This window comes from Moritella sp. 36, assembly GCF_018219415.1.
Classification (GTDB): Bacteria; Pseudomonadota; Gammaproteobacteria; order Enterobacterales; family Moritellaceae; genus Moritella.
In genome coordinates this window covers 590,380-607,909 of record NZ_CP056120.1, presented here as the reverse complement: position 1 = coordinate 607,909, position 17,530 = coordinate 590,380, and the positions used below count along the sequence as shown (strand labels likewise).

Genomic DNA, 17,530 nt, shown 5'->3' with positions numbered 1-17,530 from the left:
ACAGGTGAAAATGTGACTCATCGAATAGCAATAACTCCAGGTGAGCCAGCTGGCATTGGTCCAGATCTTGTACTGGAATTAACGAAGCAAGACTGGCCAGTAGAGCTCGTACTTTGCGCAGATCCAGAACTCATTTTATCTCGAGCAAAAATACTGGGTAAAACGATTGAATTAATCGAATATAACCCAAGTATACCAGCACAACCACAACGTGCTGGCACCCTAACTATCGCACCAATGAAAATGGCTGCACCTGCAGAACCAGGTAAGCTTAATGAGACGAATGGCCGCTACGTATTAGATACTCTGCAATTCGCATGTGAAAAAAATATGTCTGCAGAGTTTAACGCTGTCGTAACAGGACCTGTAAATAAAGGCATTATTAATAAAGCGGGTGTGTCTTTTAGTGGTCACACTGAGTTTTTTGCGCAGCAATCAGAAACCGCGGATGTGGTAATGCTACTTGCAACAACTGGATTACGAGTGGCATTAGTCACCACACATATTCCACTCGCGTATGTCGCAAAAGCGATAACAGAAGAGCGATTAAGTAATATTATTCGCATCCTTCACGCTGAAATGAAAACTAAATTTGGTATTGAACGACCAAAAATTTATGTATGTGGACTTAATCCACATGCAGGCGAAGATGGACATCTAGGTCGCGAAGAAATTGAAATAATTTCTCCGACGTTAATGAAACTTCGCGATGAGGGTATGGATTTGACAGGCCCCCTCCCTGCAGATACCTTGTTCCAGCCTAAGTATCTTAACGATGCTGACGTTGTATTAGCAATGTATCATGACCAAGGATTACCGGTATTAAAATCGGTTGGTTTTGGCAGCTCAGTAAATATTACCCTGGGCTTACCTTTTATCCGTACATCAGTTGATCACGGTACTGCAATTGAACTTGCAGGTACTGGAACAGCCGACGCCGGCAGTATGTTTACAGCAGTAAACCAAGCAATAGAAATGGTAGAGAAACACGCATGAACGACAAGGTCCATTTAGGTCACACCGCGAAAAAACGTTTTGGTCAAAACTTCTTACATGATGCCTATGTAATTGGTCAAATTGTTGCATCGATTAATCCGCAAAAAGGTGAAAACCTAATTGAAATTGGTCCAGGTTTAGGCGCCTTAACCGAGCCTGTAGCAGCTTGTCTCGATAAGATGACAGTTGTAGAGCTGGATAGAGATCTTGCTGAACGCCTAGAGCAACACCCGGTACTATCTAAAAAGTTAGACATTAACCAAGCAGACGCAATGCGTTTTGATTTTAATCAGTTAATCAAACCGAATATGAAAATGCGTATTTTTGGTAATTTACCTTACAATATTTCAACGCCGTTAATGTTCCACTTATTTGAATTCCATGAAGATATCCAAGATATGCACTTCATGTTACAAAAAGAAGTTGTACAACGTTTAGCCGCTAACCATAACACTAAAAGTTATGGCCGCTTAACAGTCATGACGCAATACTACTGTAATGTAACACCAGTACTTGAAGTGGGTCCTGAAGCATTTAGACCTGCACCAAAAGTCGATTCAGCGGTAGTTCGTTTAGAGCCACATGCTGTATTACCGCATCCCGCGAAAAGCTTAAAAGTACTTAACCACGTAGTGACAAGTGCCTTTAACCAACGTCGTAAAACAATTCGTAATAGCTTGAAAAAAGTGATTTCGGTTGATGACATTGAAGCGCTAGGAATTAACGTTTCTCTACGCCCTGAAAACTTAACGCTTGAAAACTATGTTACGATTGCAAATTTCGTAACCGATAATCCAATGCAAGCAGCGGATTAAGACAGTTCGTATCAATGGTAAGTATCGCTGATTCATTCACTCTTACCATTGACACCGAATATATCGAAGAAGTATCTGTACCAGCACAACACAGGTACTTCTTTACTTATACCATTACTTTAACCAATCCATTAAGCCAGTCTGTTAACTTATCAAATATCCAGCTATTACTCACTGACGGCGACGGCACAGTTTCCGAATTAAACAACCCATTTCAAGATAATGATTATCTTATCTCTTCACAACAAGATTTTTGCTATAGCAATGATATAATTACCCATTCTCCATTGAGTATCGTTCAGGGAAAGATAGAATTACAACTCAGTGCCAGTGAATTAGTGGTGATCACTATCGAACCATTTCGTCTTGTCACACCAAATCTTTTACACTAATCAATTAAACGCGTTAACGCACATACTTCATCACGCTCAGCTAGAAAGGTAATTTATACATGGCAACTTATTTTGTTGGTGATATTCAAGGTTGTTTCGACGATCTGCAACATTTGTTACAGCAAGTTAATTTCGATCCACGCCAAGATAAACTTTGGTTAACAGGGGATCTTGTTGCCCGAGGACCAAAATCATTAGAAACACTGCGTTTTGTTAAACAGCTCGGTTCTGCTGCTGTCACCGTACTTGGTAATCATGATTTACATTTACTCGCTATTGACGCAGGGTTAGCTAAGCTAAACCCTAAGGATAAAACGCAGGCGATCTTTGCAGCAGAAGACAAAGATGAATTGCTATTATGGCTACGTCAGCAACCACTACTTGCATATCATGATGCCTTCAATATTATCATGGTACATGCCGGTATCAGTCCACAATGGACCCAGCAACAAGCAAAACGCTATGCAGAAGAGGTTAGTATACAATTGCGTGGCGATGATTACTTGGCATTACTCGCAAACATGTACGGTGCCCAACCTGATTATTGGCGAGAAAATCTACAAAGTTTCGATCGCTTGCGATTTATTATTAATGCCTTTACCCGAATGCGTTTTTGCGCACCGAATGGACAGCTAGAGTTTCACAACAAGCATTCACCAACGACAAATAATAATATGCAGCATATACCTTGGTATGAAGTCACGGGTTCACACCTTGAGGGCGCCCATGTTATTTTTGGTCATTGGGCTGCATTAGAAGGAAATTGCAGCCATAAAAATGCGACAACACTTGATACTGGCTGCGTATGGGGGAACAGCTTAACTATGTTACGCTGGGAAGATAAGGCAGTTTTTTCCGTTCCATGCCTAACTCATGCGACATAATTGACTAGAATAAGATTAAATAATACGCGGGTTATCACAGTGTTGCTTTAATGTTAAGTAATAACATAACTGTTCGTATATACTGCACCCTAATTTTAGCCAAACCACATCAATATTATCGCGAACAAGTATATTGACGTGGTTTGGTTGAGTTTAGCTATAAAAATAAAAAGTAAAAAATAACGACTTTACAACTAAGGCTTATATACATGATTGAAAATAATTTCATTATTACAGCTACATTCCTTGTTTACCTTGCTGTTATGCTTGGTATCGGTGTGTATGCTTATCGACAAACCAAGAGCTCAACAGACTATTTTTTAGGTGGCCGTAATTTAGGTCCTTGGCCTGCGGCTCTATCTGCAGGTGCTTCAGACATGAGCGGCTGGTTGCTACTTGGCTTACCGGGTTATGCGTATGCCGCCGGTATGGAAGCGATCTGGTTAGCAGGTGGTTTGTTAATTGGTACTTGGCTTAACTGGTTGATCTGTGCGAAACGTTTACGTACCTACAGTATCGTAACTAAGTCAATCACCTTACCAGAATTCCTATCACGTCGTTTTAAAGACAACTCAAAGGCCATTCAAATTTGTTCAGCATTCTTTATCCTAATGTTCTTCTTGTTCTATACAAGCGCAGGATTAGTGGCTGGCGGTAAATTATTTGAAACAGTATTTGGTCTAGATTATCAAATCGCAGTTGTACTCGGTACGGTATGTGTAGTTTCTTATACGCTATTCGGTGGTTTCCTTGCTGTATCTTGGACTGATTTAGTACAAGGCCTGTTGATGTCAGCGGCACTATTAATCGTGCCTCTCAGCGCGATGGACGGTAGCTTTAGCGATCTAGCATCTGCCATGAACGACATTAATCCGGAACTACTGACAATATGGCAAAACAGCAAAGGTGAAGACCTGAGCGCAATTGCAATTATTTCATTAGTTGCTTGGGGCCTAGGTTATTTCGGTCAACCACATATTCTTGCGCGTTTCAAAGCAACACGTAGTAATAAAGACCTTGTTAAAGCACGTCATATTGCGGTTGTTTGGACTTTATTGTCTATGTTTGGTGCAATGTTAGTAGGTCTAGTGGGTCTGGTGTATACGAATACGAACAATATCACTATCGCTGACGCTGAAACGATCTTCATGTTATTAGTGAACAGCATCTTTCACCCTGTTGTTGCTGGTATTCTACTTGCTGCGATCTTAGCTGCAATCATGAGTACTGCTGATTCACAACTACTTGTATCATCATCAGCACTGGCTGAAGATTTCTACAAACAGTTAATTCGTCCACAAGCAACAAGTGAAGAGCTTGTTACTGTTGGTCGCTTTGGTGTGGTTGGTCTGTCTATCATTGCATTGTTGCTTGCCCTTAACCCTGACAGCTCAGTACTTGGCTTAGTATCTTACGCATGGGCTGGTTTTGGTGCTGCATTTGGTCCAGCATTAATCATCTCGCTATACTGGCGTGGTATGACGCGTAACGGTGCGCTTGCAGGTATTATTGTTGGTGCAGTTACAGTTGTTGTGTGGAAACAATTAAGTGGCGGTATTTTTGACCTCTATGAAATCGTACCAGGTATCATCCTTGCTTCTCTCGCGATTGTTATCATTTCACTGATTGGTAAACAAGAAGACGAAAGTATCCACGCTCAATTCGACGAATTCGAATCTAGCTTAGATACAATGGCGTAATAGCCACCAGCACGAACTAAGTTAATAGTAAAAATTAACGATAAAAAAATGCCGCGCTATCACTAGCGCGGCATTTTATTTTTTAGTCTAGTTCACTCTGCGCCATTCTACTCGTCAGCTAATAGCTACTTCACTCGTTCAAGTAAACTAAAGCGGTAATCGTGCGGATTTTTATCATCTGCCGCATAGTACTCGTGTTCAATTTCTTGCCAATTGTACTGCTCATAATCAGGGAACCAAGTATCCCCTTCTGTTGTTAATTCAATATGGGTCAAATACAAACGGTCAGCGGCGGCTAAGCATTGGTTGTAAATCGTCGCCCCGCCAATGATCATCAACTCTTCCACATCACCAGCTGCCACGACTGCATCATCTAGCGTAGCAACAACAGTAACGCCTTCTGGCTTATAATCTGTTTGTCGACTTAATACGATGTTTAAACGCCCCGGTAATGGGCGACCAATTGATTCAAAGGTATTACGCCCCATCACGATAGGTTTACCTAGCGTCGCACGTTTAAACAGTTGTAACTCAGCAGGTAAGTGCCACGGCATCTTATTATCTAAACCAATCACGCGGTTATTCGCCAGTGCGGCGATCATTGAAACAATCACAACAACTCCTTAATCAAACAATAGGTTTGTTACGGTACACCAGCATATCCACGATCACCAGAATTACATCACAATCGGGTGCGAAAAATCAGAATTGTTAATAACGGTGCTTTCATAGCCATAAACATCACGGATATTATCAGTGGTCACCACCTGCTCAGCGCTGCCATTGGCGCAGATATTACCTTCTTTCAATAAGATAATCCGGTCAGCATACTTAGCCGCCAAATTAAGATCATGTAATACCGCAATAACCGCCACCCCTGTCTGCGCTAGATGCTTGGCGCTCTTTAATAATTGATGTTGATAATTTATATCCAACGCTGCTGTTGGCTCATCTAATAATAGTAACTGCGGTTTGTTCTTATTACCCACCGCTAATTGCAACAGCACTCGCGCAAAATGCACGCGCTGCTTTTCACCACCCGATAATGTTGGATAAGATCGGATTCTTAAATGCTCGATTTCTTGTTCAGTTAGAATAATATCGGCGAGATCTTTTACTTTAGCTTGGCTACAGTCGGCCTGTAAGCCACCCATCATCACCACATCAATCACTTGAAATGCAAAACTTAAACTGGCACTTTGCGGCAATACCGCCAACGTCTTCGCGATCTCTCTCATGCTAATACTGTTACGTACTTCACCGTTTAAGAATATTGCCCCCGAGGTAGGTTTCAACTCTCCGGTGATGGCTTTAAACAATGAGCTTTTACCTGCACCATTAGGGCCGAGAACAGCCAAAAACTCCCCTTCCTCTAACGTCAAATTGAGATCATTAAAAATACATTTACCGGCAATATGATAGTTTAGCTGCTGGCAATGCAGTACCGATTTTGTCGTGTTTGACATCAAACTATATTCCTAATTTAGAGCGTTGTTGGAGTAATAAGATAATAAAGAAAGGACTGCCTAATAACGCAGTTATAATACCTACAGGTACTTCACTTGGAGCCATGACGGTACGCGCTAAAATATCGGCAAGTAATAATAACAATGCCCCTAACATCGCAGATAATGGTAATAAACGTTGATGGTTAGGCCCCACTAACAAGCGAACTAGATGTGGAATAATCAAACCAATAAACCCAATCATACCTGCGATTGATACCGCAACCCCGAGCCCGATGGCACAGCAAAATATTAACCGACGTTTTATACGTACAATATCGATACCAAGATGTACCGCTTCCGCATCCCCCAATAATAAAATATTCAATGCTTTCGCTGATGACATAAACACCACCAGCAAAAATACCAGAGTGATACTACTGATAGTAATACTGATCCAATTACTGCCCGCCATTGAGCCCATTTGCCACAAACTCAAATCACGCAGACTTTGATCATCGGCAATATACGTGAGCATGCCCATTCCCGCGCCAGCGATCGCACTGATTGCTACACCCGCAAGTAACATCACCACCACAGAACTGCCTTGGCTACTCGTCCCTAATTTGTAGACTAATAAACAAACCGCTAAAGCAAAGGTAAATGCAAAAAAAGACACCGTACTCAATTGTAACCAATCAGGTAAATCAACCATCAAATCAGCAAAAATAACAATACCTAAACCCGCCCCCAGTGCAGCACCACTGCTGACCCCAATAATACCAGGATCAGCTAACGGGTTACGAAACACACCTTGCATCACCGCGCCAGTTAATCCCAATATACCGCCAATAGATAAACAGAGTAGCGTGCGAGGAAAGCGAATATGACTCACCACAATGGCGTTTTGAGTGCTTACTGGCGATTGCCAATTAACCCAATTAACCAATAATGCTTTAATACTGTCAGCAAACGAGATCGCCATTGGTCCCACAGAAACAGATAACACCACCATAGAAGCAAGACAAAATAAAACAAAACTCGGTAACAACAATGGCCAACGGCTATTAACAAACATATATGCCCTTACTTAATCTAAATCTGCTGATAACTGAGGGTATATCTTACGCTGTAACTGCTTTGCTTGTTCGACACTACTCAGTCCCAGACCACCGATTAGCGCACTGCCATCAATGACATAAATCGCTTTATTACGACCTGCAGGTGTTTGTGCTAATAATGGCATTGCCGCAATTAAGGTATCGATATCTTGATACTTTTTCCAATGACGGCCACTGACTAAAATACTTTCTGGGGCCATCGCTAAGAACGCTTCTGCTGATAATGCTTGGTAAGAATTAAGCTCTGCCGCAGGGTTAATAGCACCCGCTAATGTCATCACCGAATGCGCAGTTGTATTACTACCAGCCGCAGTATAGGTACCTTTATCATTTAGCAGTAAAAACAGCATTTTTTTCGCCGTTTTAATTTTCCGTTGATTAGCTTCTAATTGATTAATATCGCGTTCAAGCTTGGTAATCAATTGTTTGGCCTGTAATTTTCTATCTAATTTATCACCAAGTAAGGTAATCGTATCAAGTAGGTTTGTCGTTGTTGTTTCTGTCGGTAACACCATCACTTCAACACCACTTTGTGATAACAAATCAAGCGTTGATTGTGGGCCCATCTCACTACTACCAATCAGTGTATCTGGTGCTAATGATAATAATCCTTCAGCAGACAATTGACGGTGGTAACCAACGACAGGTAATTTGAATACGGCCGGGTAGCGACTAGTCAAATCGACAGCAACCAAATCATCTTGTTTATCCAAAGCAATCAATAACTCGGTAACACCCGCGCCAGCACTAATGATACGTTCCCCGGCAACACTACCGAATGACAATAATAAACAACAAACGCCAATCCAAACCTTATGCATCTTAATTCCAACCCAATGTTAATATAATATTTTTCATAGTTAAGTAAAAATAGATATTTCATCTAAAATACAGTCATTAAATTTAACTCGTACTTGCCCAACAGTGTAAATAACAAACCCCGCCAATGCAAATGCGAATTGGTTGCATTATCATTACATCTATATTAATCTGCAACTATTACGATAACGATGAGTCGTTTAAAAAGGCTAAAGAGTATGCAAGAAAATACTACCCATAATGACATTCGTCAGTTGATGGCTGACCAACCTCGATTAAGGAGCATTGAAGTTGCGCTCGAACTTAATTGCAGTGAATTACAGGTGATCCAAGCATTGCCAGAGCAAGAAGTGAATATGCTGCCAGCAGAACAAGCACAACGCTTATTATCTAATATTGCAGACTGGGGGAAAGTAACTTGTATTATTGAAGTATCTGGTTTTGTATTTGAAGTAAAAGCGCCTTTCCCGAAAGGAAGAAATGCTTACGGCTATTACAATTTATCGCATGATAATGACGGCTTACAGGGCCACTTAAAACTTGATAATGTATCTGCGATCGCTCTACTCACACGTAAGGTACGTGGAAAATTAAGCTATTACGTGCAGTTCTTTGACCATAAGGGTAACAGTGTATTTAAAATTTATCTTGGCCGTAACAAAGACGGCGAAGTGAACCCAGAACAAATAGCACGTTTTCATGCACTATCAACGCAAACAGTAAGTGACGAAACTATCGCTATCGTTACTAATTAAATATAAATAACGGACACGAAGGTCATTATGATAAATAAAAAAGAACGCTTAGAAAATCGCTTACAACCAAAGATTGCAGAGTTTAGAGAAGAGCGTCAAACTTTAATTTTATCAACATTAAGCGCAGACGGATTTCCACATATCAGCTATGCACCATTTGTTCGTTTAGAAGATGGCTATTACATCTTAATCAGTGAAGTTGCTGAACATACGCAAAACTTATTGGTTAATAAGAATCTGTCCTTTATGCTGTTGGAAGATGAACAAAATTCGAAACAAATTTTTGCTCGTCACCGTCTTACATACAAAGCGAATGCCGAAGTCATTGCCCGTGAAAGCGAATCTTGGTCACAAGCAATCCCTGCACTAGAAACTCGTTTTGGTGAAATAATCACTAATTTAAGTGGTTTAAGTGATTTCCGTCTCTTCCGTATCGAACCACAGACAGGTCGTTACGTAAAAGGCTTTGGTCAAGCTTATACCGTTAACGGTAATGACGATATTGACTTCGTGCACCTGGAACAAGGTCATCAACAAGTCAAAGAAAAAGTTGAAGCTGGATAACCAATTCAATAAAAGATAGGAATAAAAGCAGGTGGGGTTTATTCATCTGCTTTTCTGTAACTGACTCAACTCAGCTTATTCCATACTCTCATGATATACTGTCATTACACGCTATTGTTCACGAGTGACATGCCAATATAAGCCTTCTTGCGCTTCATAACCCTTGCACACCCAAAGCCCGACCGCACAAACCAGTTCTTCGCCATAATAGATTAATGGGATACGATCGCGTAGCCAAGGTGCTACCTGATACTCTTGATATAACTTTTTAATACTACGCGAGCCAATACGCCCAACAGGATGACACTTCCCCTCACCGCGGAAACGAATGGTCACCTTTTCATGTTCGAGTGGCGCTTTCAAACAAATCGTACTGGCACCTTCATCAATTGTATTACCGGTATCAACGCCACGCTTATCTTGTATCGAGTCTTGTAGATACAAGAAGCCGATATTGTCTGGTAACACAATACGTTGAGGTTTAGTATGCCTAAGCCCTATCACTACGTCTTTTAGCTCAGCGTATTTCTGCTGATTATAAAGGACACCTTGATAACGGCGAAACTCACCTGCCTGCCAACTTAATTGTGGATTAGCATCATCAGACGCGTTCACTACCTCTAACCATAATTTATCTAAATGGTGACGGCTTGGCATAGGTAGTCGTTGAGTATCAAGCCAAAAACGAATGACATTGTTACGGCGAATTTTTGATAGTTTATCTAATTCAACAATCTTTAGCCCAGCTAAACTATGTTCACAAGTAACAAGATCCATTTGCGCAATCTCATCCGCTAACGCTTGTTGCTCTGCACAGAGTTCTGCGCTGCGGTGGACAGCATGCGCTATACCTGGCCAACGCTGTTTTAAACTGGGGATAATTTGATGGCGCAAGAAGTTACGATCATAGCTCTGGTCATTATTGCTTTCGTCTTCGACCCAATATAATTGTGCTTGGCTGGCATAATCTACCAACATTTGTTGCGAATGAGTCAGTAAAGGACGGACTATTTGGCAGTTTGCTTGTAATGAAAAAGGCATCTGCGCAGCCATTGCCGACAAGCCTTTTACACCAGCACCACGCTTAAGCTGCAACAAAAATGTTTCAAGCTGATCATCAAGATGCTGTCCAAGTAATAATAATGAACCATCATTGAGATACTTTGCTATCGCTTGATAGCGGGCGGTGCGCGCTTGTGCTTCTAAGCTTTCTCGACTGCCAAGATTAAGCACGACCTTTTCAGCGATAAAGTTAATCCCTAACGCCGCAGCAGTTTGCTGACAATGCGTTAACCAAGCATCCGCATTGTCACTTAAACCGTGATGAACATGCACGGCAAGGTAATCATGCTGAGAATATAATTGCTGATAACGGGCAAGTAAATGTAATAACACATGGGAATCAAGACCACCGCTATAAGCAAGTACAATCTGCATAGGCTTTGTCGTTAACGATTGTAACGAGTGCTGAAATGTTGAAAAGAGATCGACGTTAGTAACCACAGGTATCATCACAGTTAGAATAGACCAGAACAGTATATACCGAAAAGTGGTAGATATAAAAAAACCGCTGATAAAGCTATTAGCGGTTTAATCAATATTATTCGATTATCTTTATAACAATCTAGCGTTATAGCGGCTTACATGCCAAATGACATTAGACGCTCATAACGTTGTTCTAGCAATGTCTCATGCCCAAGCGGTCTAAGCTCAGCAAGATCCGCTTTAATACACTCTTTCAAGTTAGCTGCCATTAAAGCCATATCTCGATGTGCGCCACCGAGTGGTTCTGAGATAACGGTATTAATCAAATCTAAGCTCTTAAGTCGATCAGCAGTGATCCCCATTGCTTCAGCAGCTAAAGGTGCTTTATCAGCTGACTTCCATAAGATTGACGCACAACCTTCAGGAGAGATCACCGAATAAGTGCTGTATTGCAGCATGTTAACACGATCACCAACACCAATCGCTAATGCACCACCCGAACCACCTTCACCGATCACAGTACAAATAACCGGAACTGTAAGCTCAGCCATTTCTTTCAAATTACGTGCAATCGCTTCACTTTGACCACGTTCTTCAGCACCAACCCCAGGGTAAGCACCTGGAGTATCAATAAAGGTAATGATAGGCATCTTGAATTTTTCTGCCATTTTCATTAAACGTAACGCTTTACGGTAACCTTCTGGACGCGGCATACCAAAGTTGCGTTTTAATTTTTCCTTGGTATCACGGCCTTTTTGCTGACCAATGATCATTACAGGCATACCATCTAAACGCGCTGTACCACCAACAATCGCTTTATCATCGGCAAATGCGCGATCACCAGCAAGTTCATCAAAATCGGTAAATACATGCTCGATATAATCAAGGGTATAAGGACGCTGTGGATGACGAGCCATCTTAGCTACATCCCAAGGTTTCAGACTACTGAATATCTTTGTTGTTAGTTCTGCATTCTTCTTTTCTAAACGAGAGATCTCATCTTGTAGATCAACATCATCAGAATTGTTAGTCACAAGTTTTAATTCATCGATTTGAGCCTGCAATTCTGCAATCGGCTGTTCAAAATCTAAAAAATTTATGGCCATGAGGCGCTGCTTCCTTATCTAATATTATTACTAATGGCTAATGACGACAACCTTGTAACGTCAGCACTAATCAAATTCAAGATCAACATTTCCCGACCCTAACATCAGCTCTAATCCATATAAAAGCTCATCAGTGGGCGATACTCGCCATTCGACACCTAAAGTTAATTTAGCCCTCGCGTCGGCGCGTTGATAATATATATTTATGGGACAAGTACCCGCACGATAAGGTTCAAGTGTATCCATAAACTTACCCATAAACGTATCATTCATTTTGTCTGCATTTAACTGCAATGTGAGGCCACGCGCATAACGCTCTCGCGCAGCTTCAATATCCATAACTTCTCTGGCGGTCATCTTATACCCACCATTGAAATCGTCAAAGCTGACCTCTCCAGTAATAACTAAAATACGATCTTTAGCTATATATTCTTCATAACGTTCAAACGCTTCTGAGAAGAACATCACACTTAAGCGGCCACTTTTATCATCAATCTCTAAGATCCCCATGCGGGTACCTTTCTTCGTCACTTTAACTTGTGCAGAAATAACTAAACCAACCGCTGTCACAACTTTACCACGTTCGGTCGGTTTTACATCTTTCAAGCGATTACTTGAATAACGTTTAACTTCTTTAATATACTGATTAATTGGATGGCCAGTAAGATAAAGACCTAAGGTTTCTCGCTCACCTTCTAGCCATACTTTATCAGGCCACTCAGGAACATCAGCAAACTTACTTTCAACTTCTTCCGGTTCAGTGGTTAAAATACCAAACAAGTCACTTTGACCATGTGCTTCGGCTATCGCATGTTGCGCTGCCGCTTTCATGGCTTCAGGTAATGTCGCATGCAAGGCCGCGCGATGAGGACCTAATTTATCTAATGCGCCAGCGTAAATGAGCTTTTCCATAATACGTTTATTGATCTTTTTCAAATCAACACGATTACAGAAATCAAACAGATCAGAGAACTCACCACCACTTTCACGGGCGGCAATAATTGCATCAATAGGTCCTTCACCTACACCTTTAATTGCACCGATACCATAAATAATGGTCTGGTCTTCATCGACATTAAACTTAAATAAACCTTTGTTTACATCAGGCGGTAACAAGGTTAGTCCCATGCGTTCCACTTCATCAACCAAGGTGACCACTTTCTCGGTATTATCCATATCAGCAGACATTACAGCCGCCATGAAGTAAGAAGGGTAATGAGTCTTCATCCACAGCGTTTGATATGATACCAGTGCATAAGCCGCGGAATGCGATTTATTGAAACCATAACCCGCGAACTTTTCTACCAGATCGAAGATCTTCATCGACAGGTCACCGTCGACACCGTTATTTATCGCGCCTTCTTTAAAAGTACCACGTTGTTTTTCCATCTCTTCTGGTTTTTTCTTACCCATAGCACGACGTAACATGTCGGCGCCACCGAGGGTATAACCAGATAAGACTTGGGCAATCTGCATTACTTGTTCTTGATACAAGATAATACCGTAGGTCGGATCAAGGATTTCTTTCAACGATTCATGTTGATATTGAGCATCTGGGTAAGATACTTCTTCTCGACCATGCTTACGGTCAATAAAGTTATCTACCATGCCTGATTGCAATGGACCGGGACGGAACAAGGCCACCAATGCGATCATATCTTCAAAGCTATCGGGTTTTAGGCGACGGATCAGATCCTTCATACCACGAGATTCTAACTGGAATACCGCGGTCGTTTCTGAGCGCTGTAATAAGTCAAAACACCTTTTATCGGTAATATCAATCGACTCAATACGGATCGCTTCTTTGCCTTGCTTCACGAGATGCGGATTCGCCATATCCAGTGCCCACTGAATAATGGTTAAGGTTCGTAGACCCAAGAAGTCGAATTTAACCAGTCCAGCTTCTTCCACATCGTTCTTGTCAAACTGGGTAACTGGGTTATTACCTTCATCGTCACAATACAAGGGCGCAAAATCAGTAATCACTGTTGGTGAAATAACAACACCACCCGCATGTTTACCGGCGTTACGTGTGACACCTTCCAGAATACGTGCCATATCAACCAATGCACGTACTTCTTCATCAGCTTGATACATTTCATCTAAACGTGGCTCAACCTCCCACGCTTTGGTTAAGGTCATCCCTGGGTCACCTGGAATTAACTTAGAAATACGATCAACAAAACCAAACGGATGACCTAGTACACGACCAACGTCACGAATAACCGCTTTTGCCGCCATCGTACCAAAGGTAATAATCTGACTTACCGCATCGCGATTATACAATTCGGCCACGTGGTCAATCACCTCGTCACGACGATCCATACAGAAATCGACGTCGAAATCGGGCATGGAAACACGTTCTGGATTTAAGAAACGTTCGAACAGTAATTCGTATTCCAGTGGATCAAGATCGGTAATTTTCAATGCATAAGCGACTAATGAACCAGCACCGGACCCTCGACCAGGTCCAACTGGAATATTGTTGTCCTTACTCCATTGGATGAACTCCATCACGATCAGAAAGTAACCCGGAAAACCCATGTCGTTAATTACTTTTAATTCAACATCGAGGCGGTCTTCATACGCAGGACGCTGACGTTCACGCTCTTCGGGATCGGGAAATAAGAAATCAAGACGTTCAACTAGGCCATCTTCAGATACTTTGACTAAGAAATCTTCTGTCGACAACTCACCCGTTGGGAAGTTAGGTAAGAAATATTCTCCTAAGCGTACAGTCGCATTACAACGTTTTGCAATTTCAACTGAGTTAGCCAGCGCTTCTGGAATATCAGCAAATAACTCACACATTTCGTCTTCACTGCGTAAGTACTGTTCTTTACTGTATAGCCTAGGGCGACGCTTGTCTTCTAACGTATAACCATCATGAATCGACACTCGTATTTCATGGGCATCAAATTCATCTTCATGTAAGAACACCACATCATTGGTCGCAACAACAGGTAACTGATACTGGGTGGCAAAATCGACAGCCATGTGCAGATAAGCTTCTTCATCCTGGCGTCCGGTACGGATCAGTTCAAGATAATAGCTATCAGGAAAATGGGTTTGATAAAATTGTAAACACTGCAGTGCAAGTACATCATTACCTTTTAATAGGGCTTTACCTATATCACCATTACGCGCGCCAGATAATAAGATGACGCCTTCGGCATGCTCAGCTAACCAAGCTTTATCAATAATAGCTCGACCATCAACATGACCACGACTATAAGCTTTAGAAATCAACACCGTGATGTTGTTATAACCTTTATTATCTTTGGCTAAGGCGGTTAGTTTAAATTGCTCATCTGGGTATTCTTCACTTTGCACCCAAAAGTCAGCACCAAGAATGGGTTTAACCCCTGCCCTTTGCATCGCACCATAGAATTTAACCAATGCACACATATTAGTTTGATCGGTTAATGCGATCGCCGGCATATTGAGTTCTTGTAAACGGGGTGCTAGACGTTTCATACGTACTAAGCTATCCACCATTGAGAATTCAGAGTGTAAATGCAGGTGAATAAAACGAGGTTCTGCCATAATTAAGACTTTCTGCTAATTGAGAGTAGATAAAATTAAAAACAATAACGGTAAAGTGGCGCGAAGCCACCAGACTTTATTTTAATAAACCTAACGCACGTTGCACAGGTTTAAAACTTTTTCGGTATTCTTCTGTTGGTCCAAGTTCCGCTAACTTTTCCATGTGTGCTTTGGTTGGATAACCCTTATGTTGCGCAAAACCATATTCAGGGTAACGTTCATGCAGTTCATCCATTTCAGCATCACGTACTACTTTTGCCAAGATCGACGCTGCACTTATTTCTGCCACGCGCAAATCGCCTTTCACAATGGCTTCTGCAGTCATCGGTAATGCAGGGCAACGATTACCATCAATAAACACATGATCTGGTTGCAGAGCAAGTCCTGCAACCGCTCGCTGCATTGCGACCATAGTTGCTTGTAAGATATTGAGTTCATCAATCTCACTTGGGCTGCAACGACCAATGCTCCACGCTAATGCTTTTTCTTTAATCTCAGGAAAGAGCAATTGGCGCTTCTTGTCACTTAATTTCTTTGAATCGGTTAGCCCCACAATAGGATTGTTAGGATCTAATATCACCGCAGCAGTAACAACATCACCGACTAATGGGCCGCGACCCACTTCGTCAACACCAGCAACAAGTTTCCCCTCAGGGTAAATTATTTCATCATACATATTATTCACCTGTCTTTTCTAGCGTTGTACTATTTTTATCATTATTTTGTTCACGATCATCAGGGGCTATAATCGACTCGTGATCATTAATCAATTCAAGCACGGCATCCGCGGCTTGTTTATCCGCATTACAACGGATCTGTTGATGTAGTTCGGTAAAGTGTGCAATCAGTTTAGCATTGTCTGTTTCTAATAGTTTAGCCATTTCGTCAGCCAATATCTCGGGTTGACAATCATCTTGTAAACGCTCGGCGACAATTTCTTTTTTTGCTAACAAGTTTGGTAATGACACAAATGGGGCTTTCATCAAACGCAGCATGATCTTATACGTCATCGGCTTAACACGATAACCAACCACCATCGCACGCTTCATCAACATAGTTTCGAGCGCTGCAGTACCTGATGCCAATAATACAGCATCCGCAACAGCCATTGCTTCACGTGCATGGCCATCGAGAACAATAACCTCAAGCTCAGGTGCAACTTCTTGCTTAATTGCTAAAAATTGTGCTTTACGCTCCTCATTCACCATTGGCACGACGAACTGTAAATCACTGAATCGCTGCTTTAATAATATCGCAGTTTCTAAAAAGCTTGCTGACAGCAACCCGACTTCGCCTGCACGACTACCTGGTAAAATAGCTACGTAACGTTGCTTAGGATCGAGTTTTAACTGGGTAATAGCAGCCTGTTTATCCGCACCTTCCAGTGGAATAGAATCGGCCATAGTATGCCCAACAAAACGGCAAGGCACATCATATTCATCATAAAATGCTTTTTCAAATGGCAGAAAGGCGAGCACCATATCCACGGCTTTTTTAATTTTGAACACGCGTTTTTGACGCCATGCCCAAACTGAAGGACTGACATAATGTACGGTTTTTATACCGCTCGCTTTTAATTTTAATTCGATGGGAATATTAAAATCGGGCGCATCAACACCAATAAAGAGATCAGGCGGATTTTGTTTAAAATGGGCAAGTACTTCTCGCTTGACTTTAAACAGCCGAGGGAGACGGCCAAGTACTTCGACAAGACCAAATACAGATAATTCTTCCATTTCGAATAAGGTGTTAAAACCAAGCGCTTGCATGCGAGGTCCAGCAATACCCTCGAAAATGGCATCAGGATGACGAGATTTAATTTCTTTGATCAGGGCGGCAGCTAAAATATCGCCGGATACTTCCCCGGCGATAATACCAATACGTAATGGTTTCGTTGTCATT

The 17,530-nt window shown here is 41.7% G+C and carries 16 protein-coding genes; 7 read left to right on the top strand and 9 right to left on the bottom strand.

The window, feature by feature from the left end; genetic code table 11:
• Positions 1-12 precede the first annotated feature (12 nt).
• From pdxA to putP, 5 genes are all read left to right on the top strand, one after another.
• The gene (gene pdxA, locus HWV03_RS02850) at positions 13-996 is read left to right on the top strand and encodes a 4-hydroxythreonine-4-phosphate dehydrogenase PdxA (RefSeq protein ID WP_211678372.1); all 984 of its coding nucleotides are present in this window, start codon (positions 13-15) and stop codon (positions 994-996) included.
• Complete coding sequence (rsmA, locus tag HWV03_RS02845; protein ID WP_211678371.1) at positions 993-1,811, top strand: 16S rRNA (adenine(1518)-N(6)/adenine(1519)-N(6))-dimethyltransferase RsmA; 819 nt, start codon at positions 993-995, stop codon at positions 1,809-1,811. The genes pdxA and rsmA overlap by 4 nt, the downstream gene beginning before the upstream one ends.
• A 14-nt stretch (positions 1,812-1,825) precedes the next feature.
• A complete protein-coding gene (locus HWV03_RS02840; RefSeq protein ID WP_211678370.1) occupies positions 1,826-2,203 on the top strand; it encodes an ApaG domain-containing protein in 378 nt (125 codons plus the stop codon).
• A gap of 59 nt (positions 2,204-2,262) precedes the next feature.
• Positions 2,263-3,087 carry a symmetrical bis(5'-nucleosyl)-tetraphosphatase gene (locus HWV03_RS02835; RefSeq protein WP_211678369.1) on the top strand — a complete coding sequence of 275 codons (825 nt, stop codon included), beginning with the start codon at positions 2,263-2,265 and terminating at the stop codon, positions 3,085-3,087.
• 209 nt (positions 3,088-3,296) lie between these two features.
• A complete protein-coding gene (gene putP / locus HWV03_RS02830) occupies positions 3,297-4,787 on the top strand; it encodes a sodium/proline symporter PutP (protein WP_211678368.1) in 1,491 nt (496 codons plus the stop codon).
• Positions 4,788-4,912: 125 nt separating this feature from the next.
• Here putP and folA read toward each other — a convergent pair whose 3' ends face one another.
• From folA to HWV03_RS02810, 4 genes are all read right to left on the bottom strand, one after another.
• A complete protein-coding gene (gene folA / locus HWV03_RS02825) occupies positions 4,913-5,401 on the bottom strand; it encodes a type 3 dihydrofolate reductase (protein WP_211678367.1) in 489 nt (162 codons plus the stop codon).
• A gap of 63 nt (positions 5,402-5,464) precedes the next feature.
• Complete coding sequence (locus tag HWV03_RS02820; protein ID WP_211678366.1) at positions 5,465-6,253, bottom strand: heme ABC transporter ATP-binding protein; 789 nt, start codon at positions 6,251-6,253, stop codon at positions 5,465-5,467.
• A 4-nt stretch (positions 6,254-6,257) separates the two neighbouring features.
• Positions 6,258-7,310 (bottom strand): FecCD family ABC transporter permease, encoded by a 1,053-nt coding sequence (locus HWV03_RS02815; RefSeq protein WP_211678365.1) that lies wholly within the window; start codon positions 7,308-7,310, stop codon positions 6,258-6,260.
• A 12-nt stretch (positions 7,311-7,322) separates the two neighbouring features.
• Positions 7,323-8,174 (bottom strand): heme/hemin ABC transporter substrate-binding protein, encoded by an 852-nt coding sequence (locus HWV03_RS02810; RefSeq protein ID WP_211678364.1) that lies wholly within the window; start codon positions 8,172-8,174, stop codon positions 7,323-7,325.
• A 216-nt stretch (positions 8,175-8,390) separates the two neighbouring features.
• On the opposite strand from HWV03_RS02810, the gene hutX reads away from it, so the two are divergent.
• Both hutX and hutZ read left to right on the top strand, forming a co-directional pair.
• Complete coding sequence (gene hutX, locus HWV03_RS02805; RefSeq protein ID WP_211678363.1) at positions 8,391-8,927, top strand: heme utilization cystosolic carrier protein HutX; 537 nt, start codon at positions 8,391-8,393, stop codon at positions 8,925-8,927.
• A 27-nt stretch (positions 8,928-8,954) separates the two neighbouring features.
• The gene (hutZ, locus tag HWV03_RS02800) at positions 8,955-9,491 is read left to right on the top strand and encodes a heme utilization protein HutZ (protein WP_255547030.1); all 537 of its coding nucleotides are present in this window, start codon (positions 8,955-8,957) and stop codon (positions 9,489-9,491) included.
• Between the two features lie 111 nt (positions 9,492-9,602).
• On the opposite strand, the gene tilS is transcribed toward hutZ, so the two are convergent.
• From tilS to lpxB, 5 genes are all read right to left on the bottom strand, one after another.
• Positions 9,603-10,928 (bottom strand): tRNA lysidine(34) synthetase TilS, encoded by a 1,326-nt coding sequence (tilS, locus tag HWV03_RS02795; RefSeq protein ID WP_255547028.1) that lies wholly within the window; start codon positions 10,926-10,928, stop codon positions 9,603-9,605.
• Between the two features lie 203 nt (positions 10,929-11,131).
• Positions 11,132-12,082, bottom strand: coding sequence for an acetyl-CoA carboxylase carboxyl transferase subunit alpha (accA, locus tag HWV03_RS02790; protein ID WP_211678362.1), 951 nt, complete (start codon positions 12,080-12,082; stop codon positions 11,132-11,134).
• A 66-nt stretch (positions 12,083-12,148) separates the two neighbouring features.
• Positions 12,149-15,628, bottom strand: a complete 3,480-nt coding sequence (dnaE, locus tag HWV03_RS02785) for a DNA polymerase III subunit alpha (protein ID WP_211678361.1) — start codon at positions 15,626-15,628, stop codon at positions 12,149-12,151.
• A gap of 76 nt (positions 15,629-15,704) precedes the next feature.
• A complete protein-coding gene (rnhB, locus tag HWV03_RS02780; protein ID WP_211678360.1) occupies positions 15,705-16,304 on the bottom strand; it encodes a ribonuclease HII in 600 nt (199 codons plus the stop codon).
• A 1-nt stretch (position 16,305) separates the two neighbouring features.
• Positions 16,306-17,529, bottom strand: coding sequence for a lipid-A-disaccharide synthase (gene lpxB, locus HWV03_RS02775; RefSeq protein ID WP_255547027.1), 1,224 nt, complete (start codon positions 17,527-17,529; stop codon positions 16,306-16,308).
• Position 17,530 lies beyond the last annotated feature (1 nt).

Excerpts from the sequence above, each read along its gene's own strand:
- HWV03_RS02820 (WP_211678366.1), bottom strand. The coding sequence starts at position 6,253 with ATGTCAAACACGACAAAATCGGTACTGCATTGCCAGCAGCTAAACTAT.
- rnhB (WP_211678360.1), bottom strand. The coding sequence starts at position 16,304 with ATGTATGATGAAATAATTTACCCTGAGGGGAAACTTGTTGCTGGTGTT.
- hutX (WP_211678363.1), top strand. The coding sequence starts at position 8,391 with ATGCAAGAAAATACTACCCATAATGACATTCGTCAGTTGATGGCTGAC.
- hutZ (WP_255547030.1), top strand. The coding sequence starts at position 8,955 with ATGATAAATAAAAAAGAACGCTTAGAAAATCGCTTACAACCAAAGATT.
- HWV03_RS02835 (WP_211678369.1), top strand. The coding sequence starts at position 2,263 with ATGGCAACTTATTTTGTTGGTGATATTCAAGGTTGTTTCGACGATCTG.
- tilS (WP_255547028.1), bottom strand. The coding sequence starts at position 10,928 with ATGCAGATTGTACTTGCTTATAGCGGTGGTCTTGATTCCCATGTGTTA.
- rsmA (WP_211678371.1), top strand. The coding sequence starts at position 993 with ATGAACGACAAGGTCCATTTAGGTCACACCGCGAAAAAACGTTTTGGT.
- dnaE (WP_211678361.1), bottom strand. The coding sequence starts at position 15,628 with ATGGCAGAACCTCGTTTTATTCACCTGCATTTACACTCTGAATTCTCA.
- HWV03_RS02810 (WP_211678364.1), bottom strand. The coding sequence starts at position 8,174 with ATGCATAAGGTTTGGATTGGCGTTTGTTGTTTATTATTGTCATTCGGT.
- HWV03_RS02815 (WP_211678365.1), bottom strand. The coding sequence starts at position 7,310 with ATGTTTGTTAATAGCCGTTGGCCATTGTTGTTACCGAGTTTTGTTTTA.
- putP (WP_211678368.1), top strand. The coding sequence starts at position 3,297 with ATGATTGAAAATAATTTCATTATTACAGCTACATTCCTTGTTTACCTT.
- accA (WP_211678362.1), bottom strand. The coding sequence starts at position 12,082 with ATGGCCATAAATTTTTTAGATTTTGAACAGCCGATTGCAGAATTGCAG.
- lpxB (WP_255547027.1), bottom strand. The coding sequence starts at position 17,529 with ATGACAACGAAACCATTACGTATTGGTATTATCGCCGGGGAAGTATCC.
- HWV03_RS02840 (WP_211678370.1), top strand. The coding sequence starts at position 1,826 with ATGGTAAGTATCGCTGATTCATTCACTCTTACCATTGACACCGAATAT.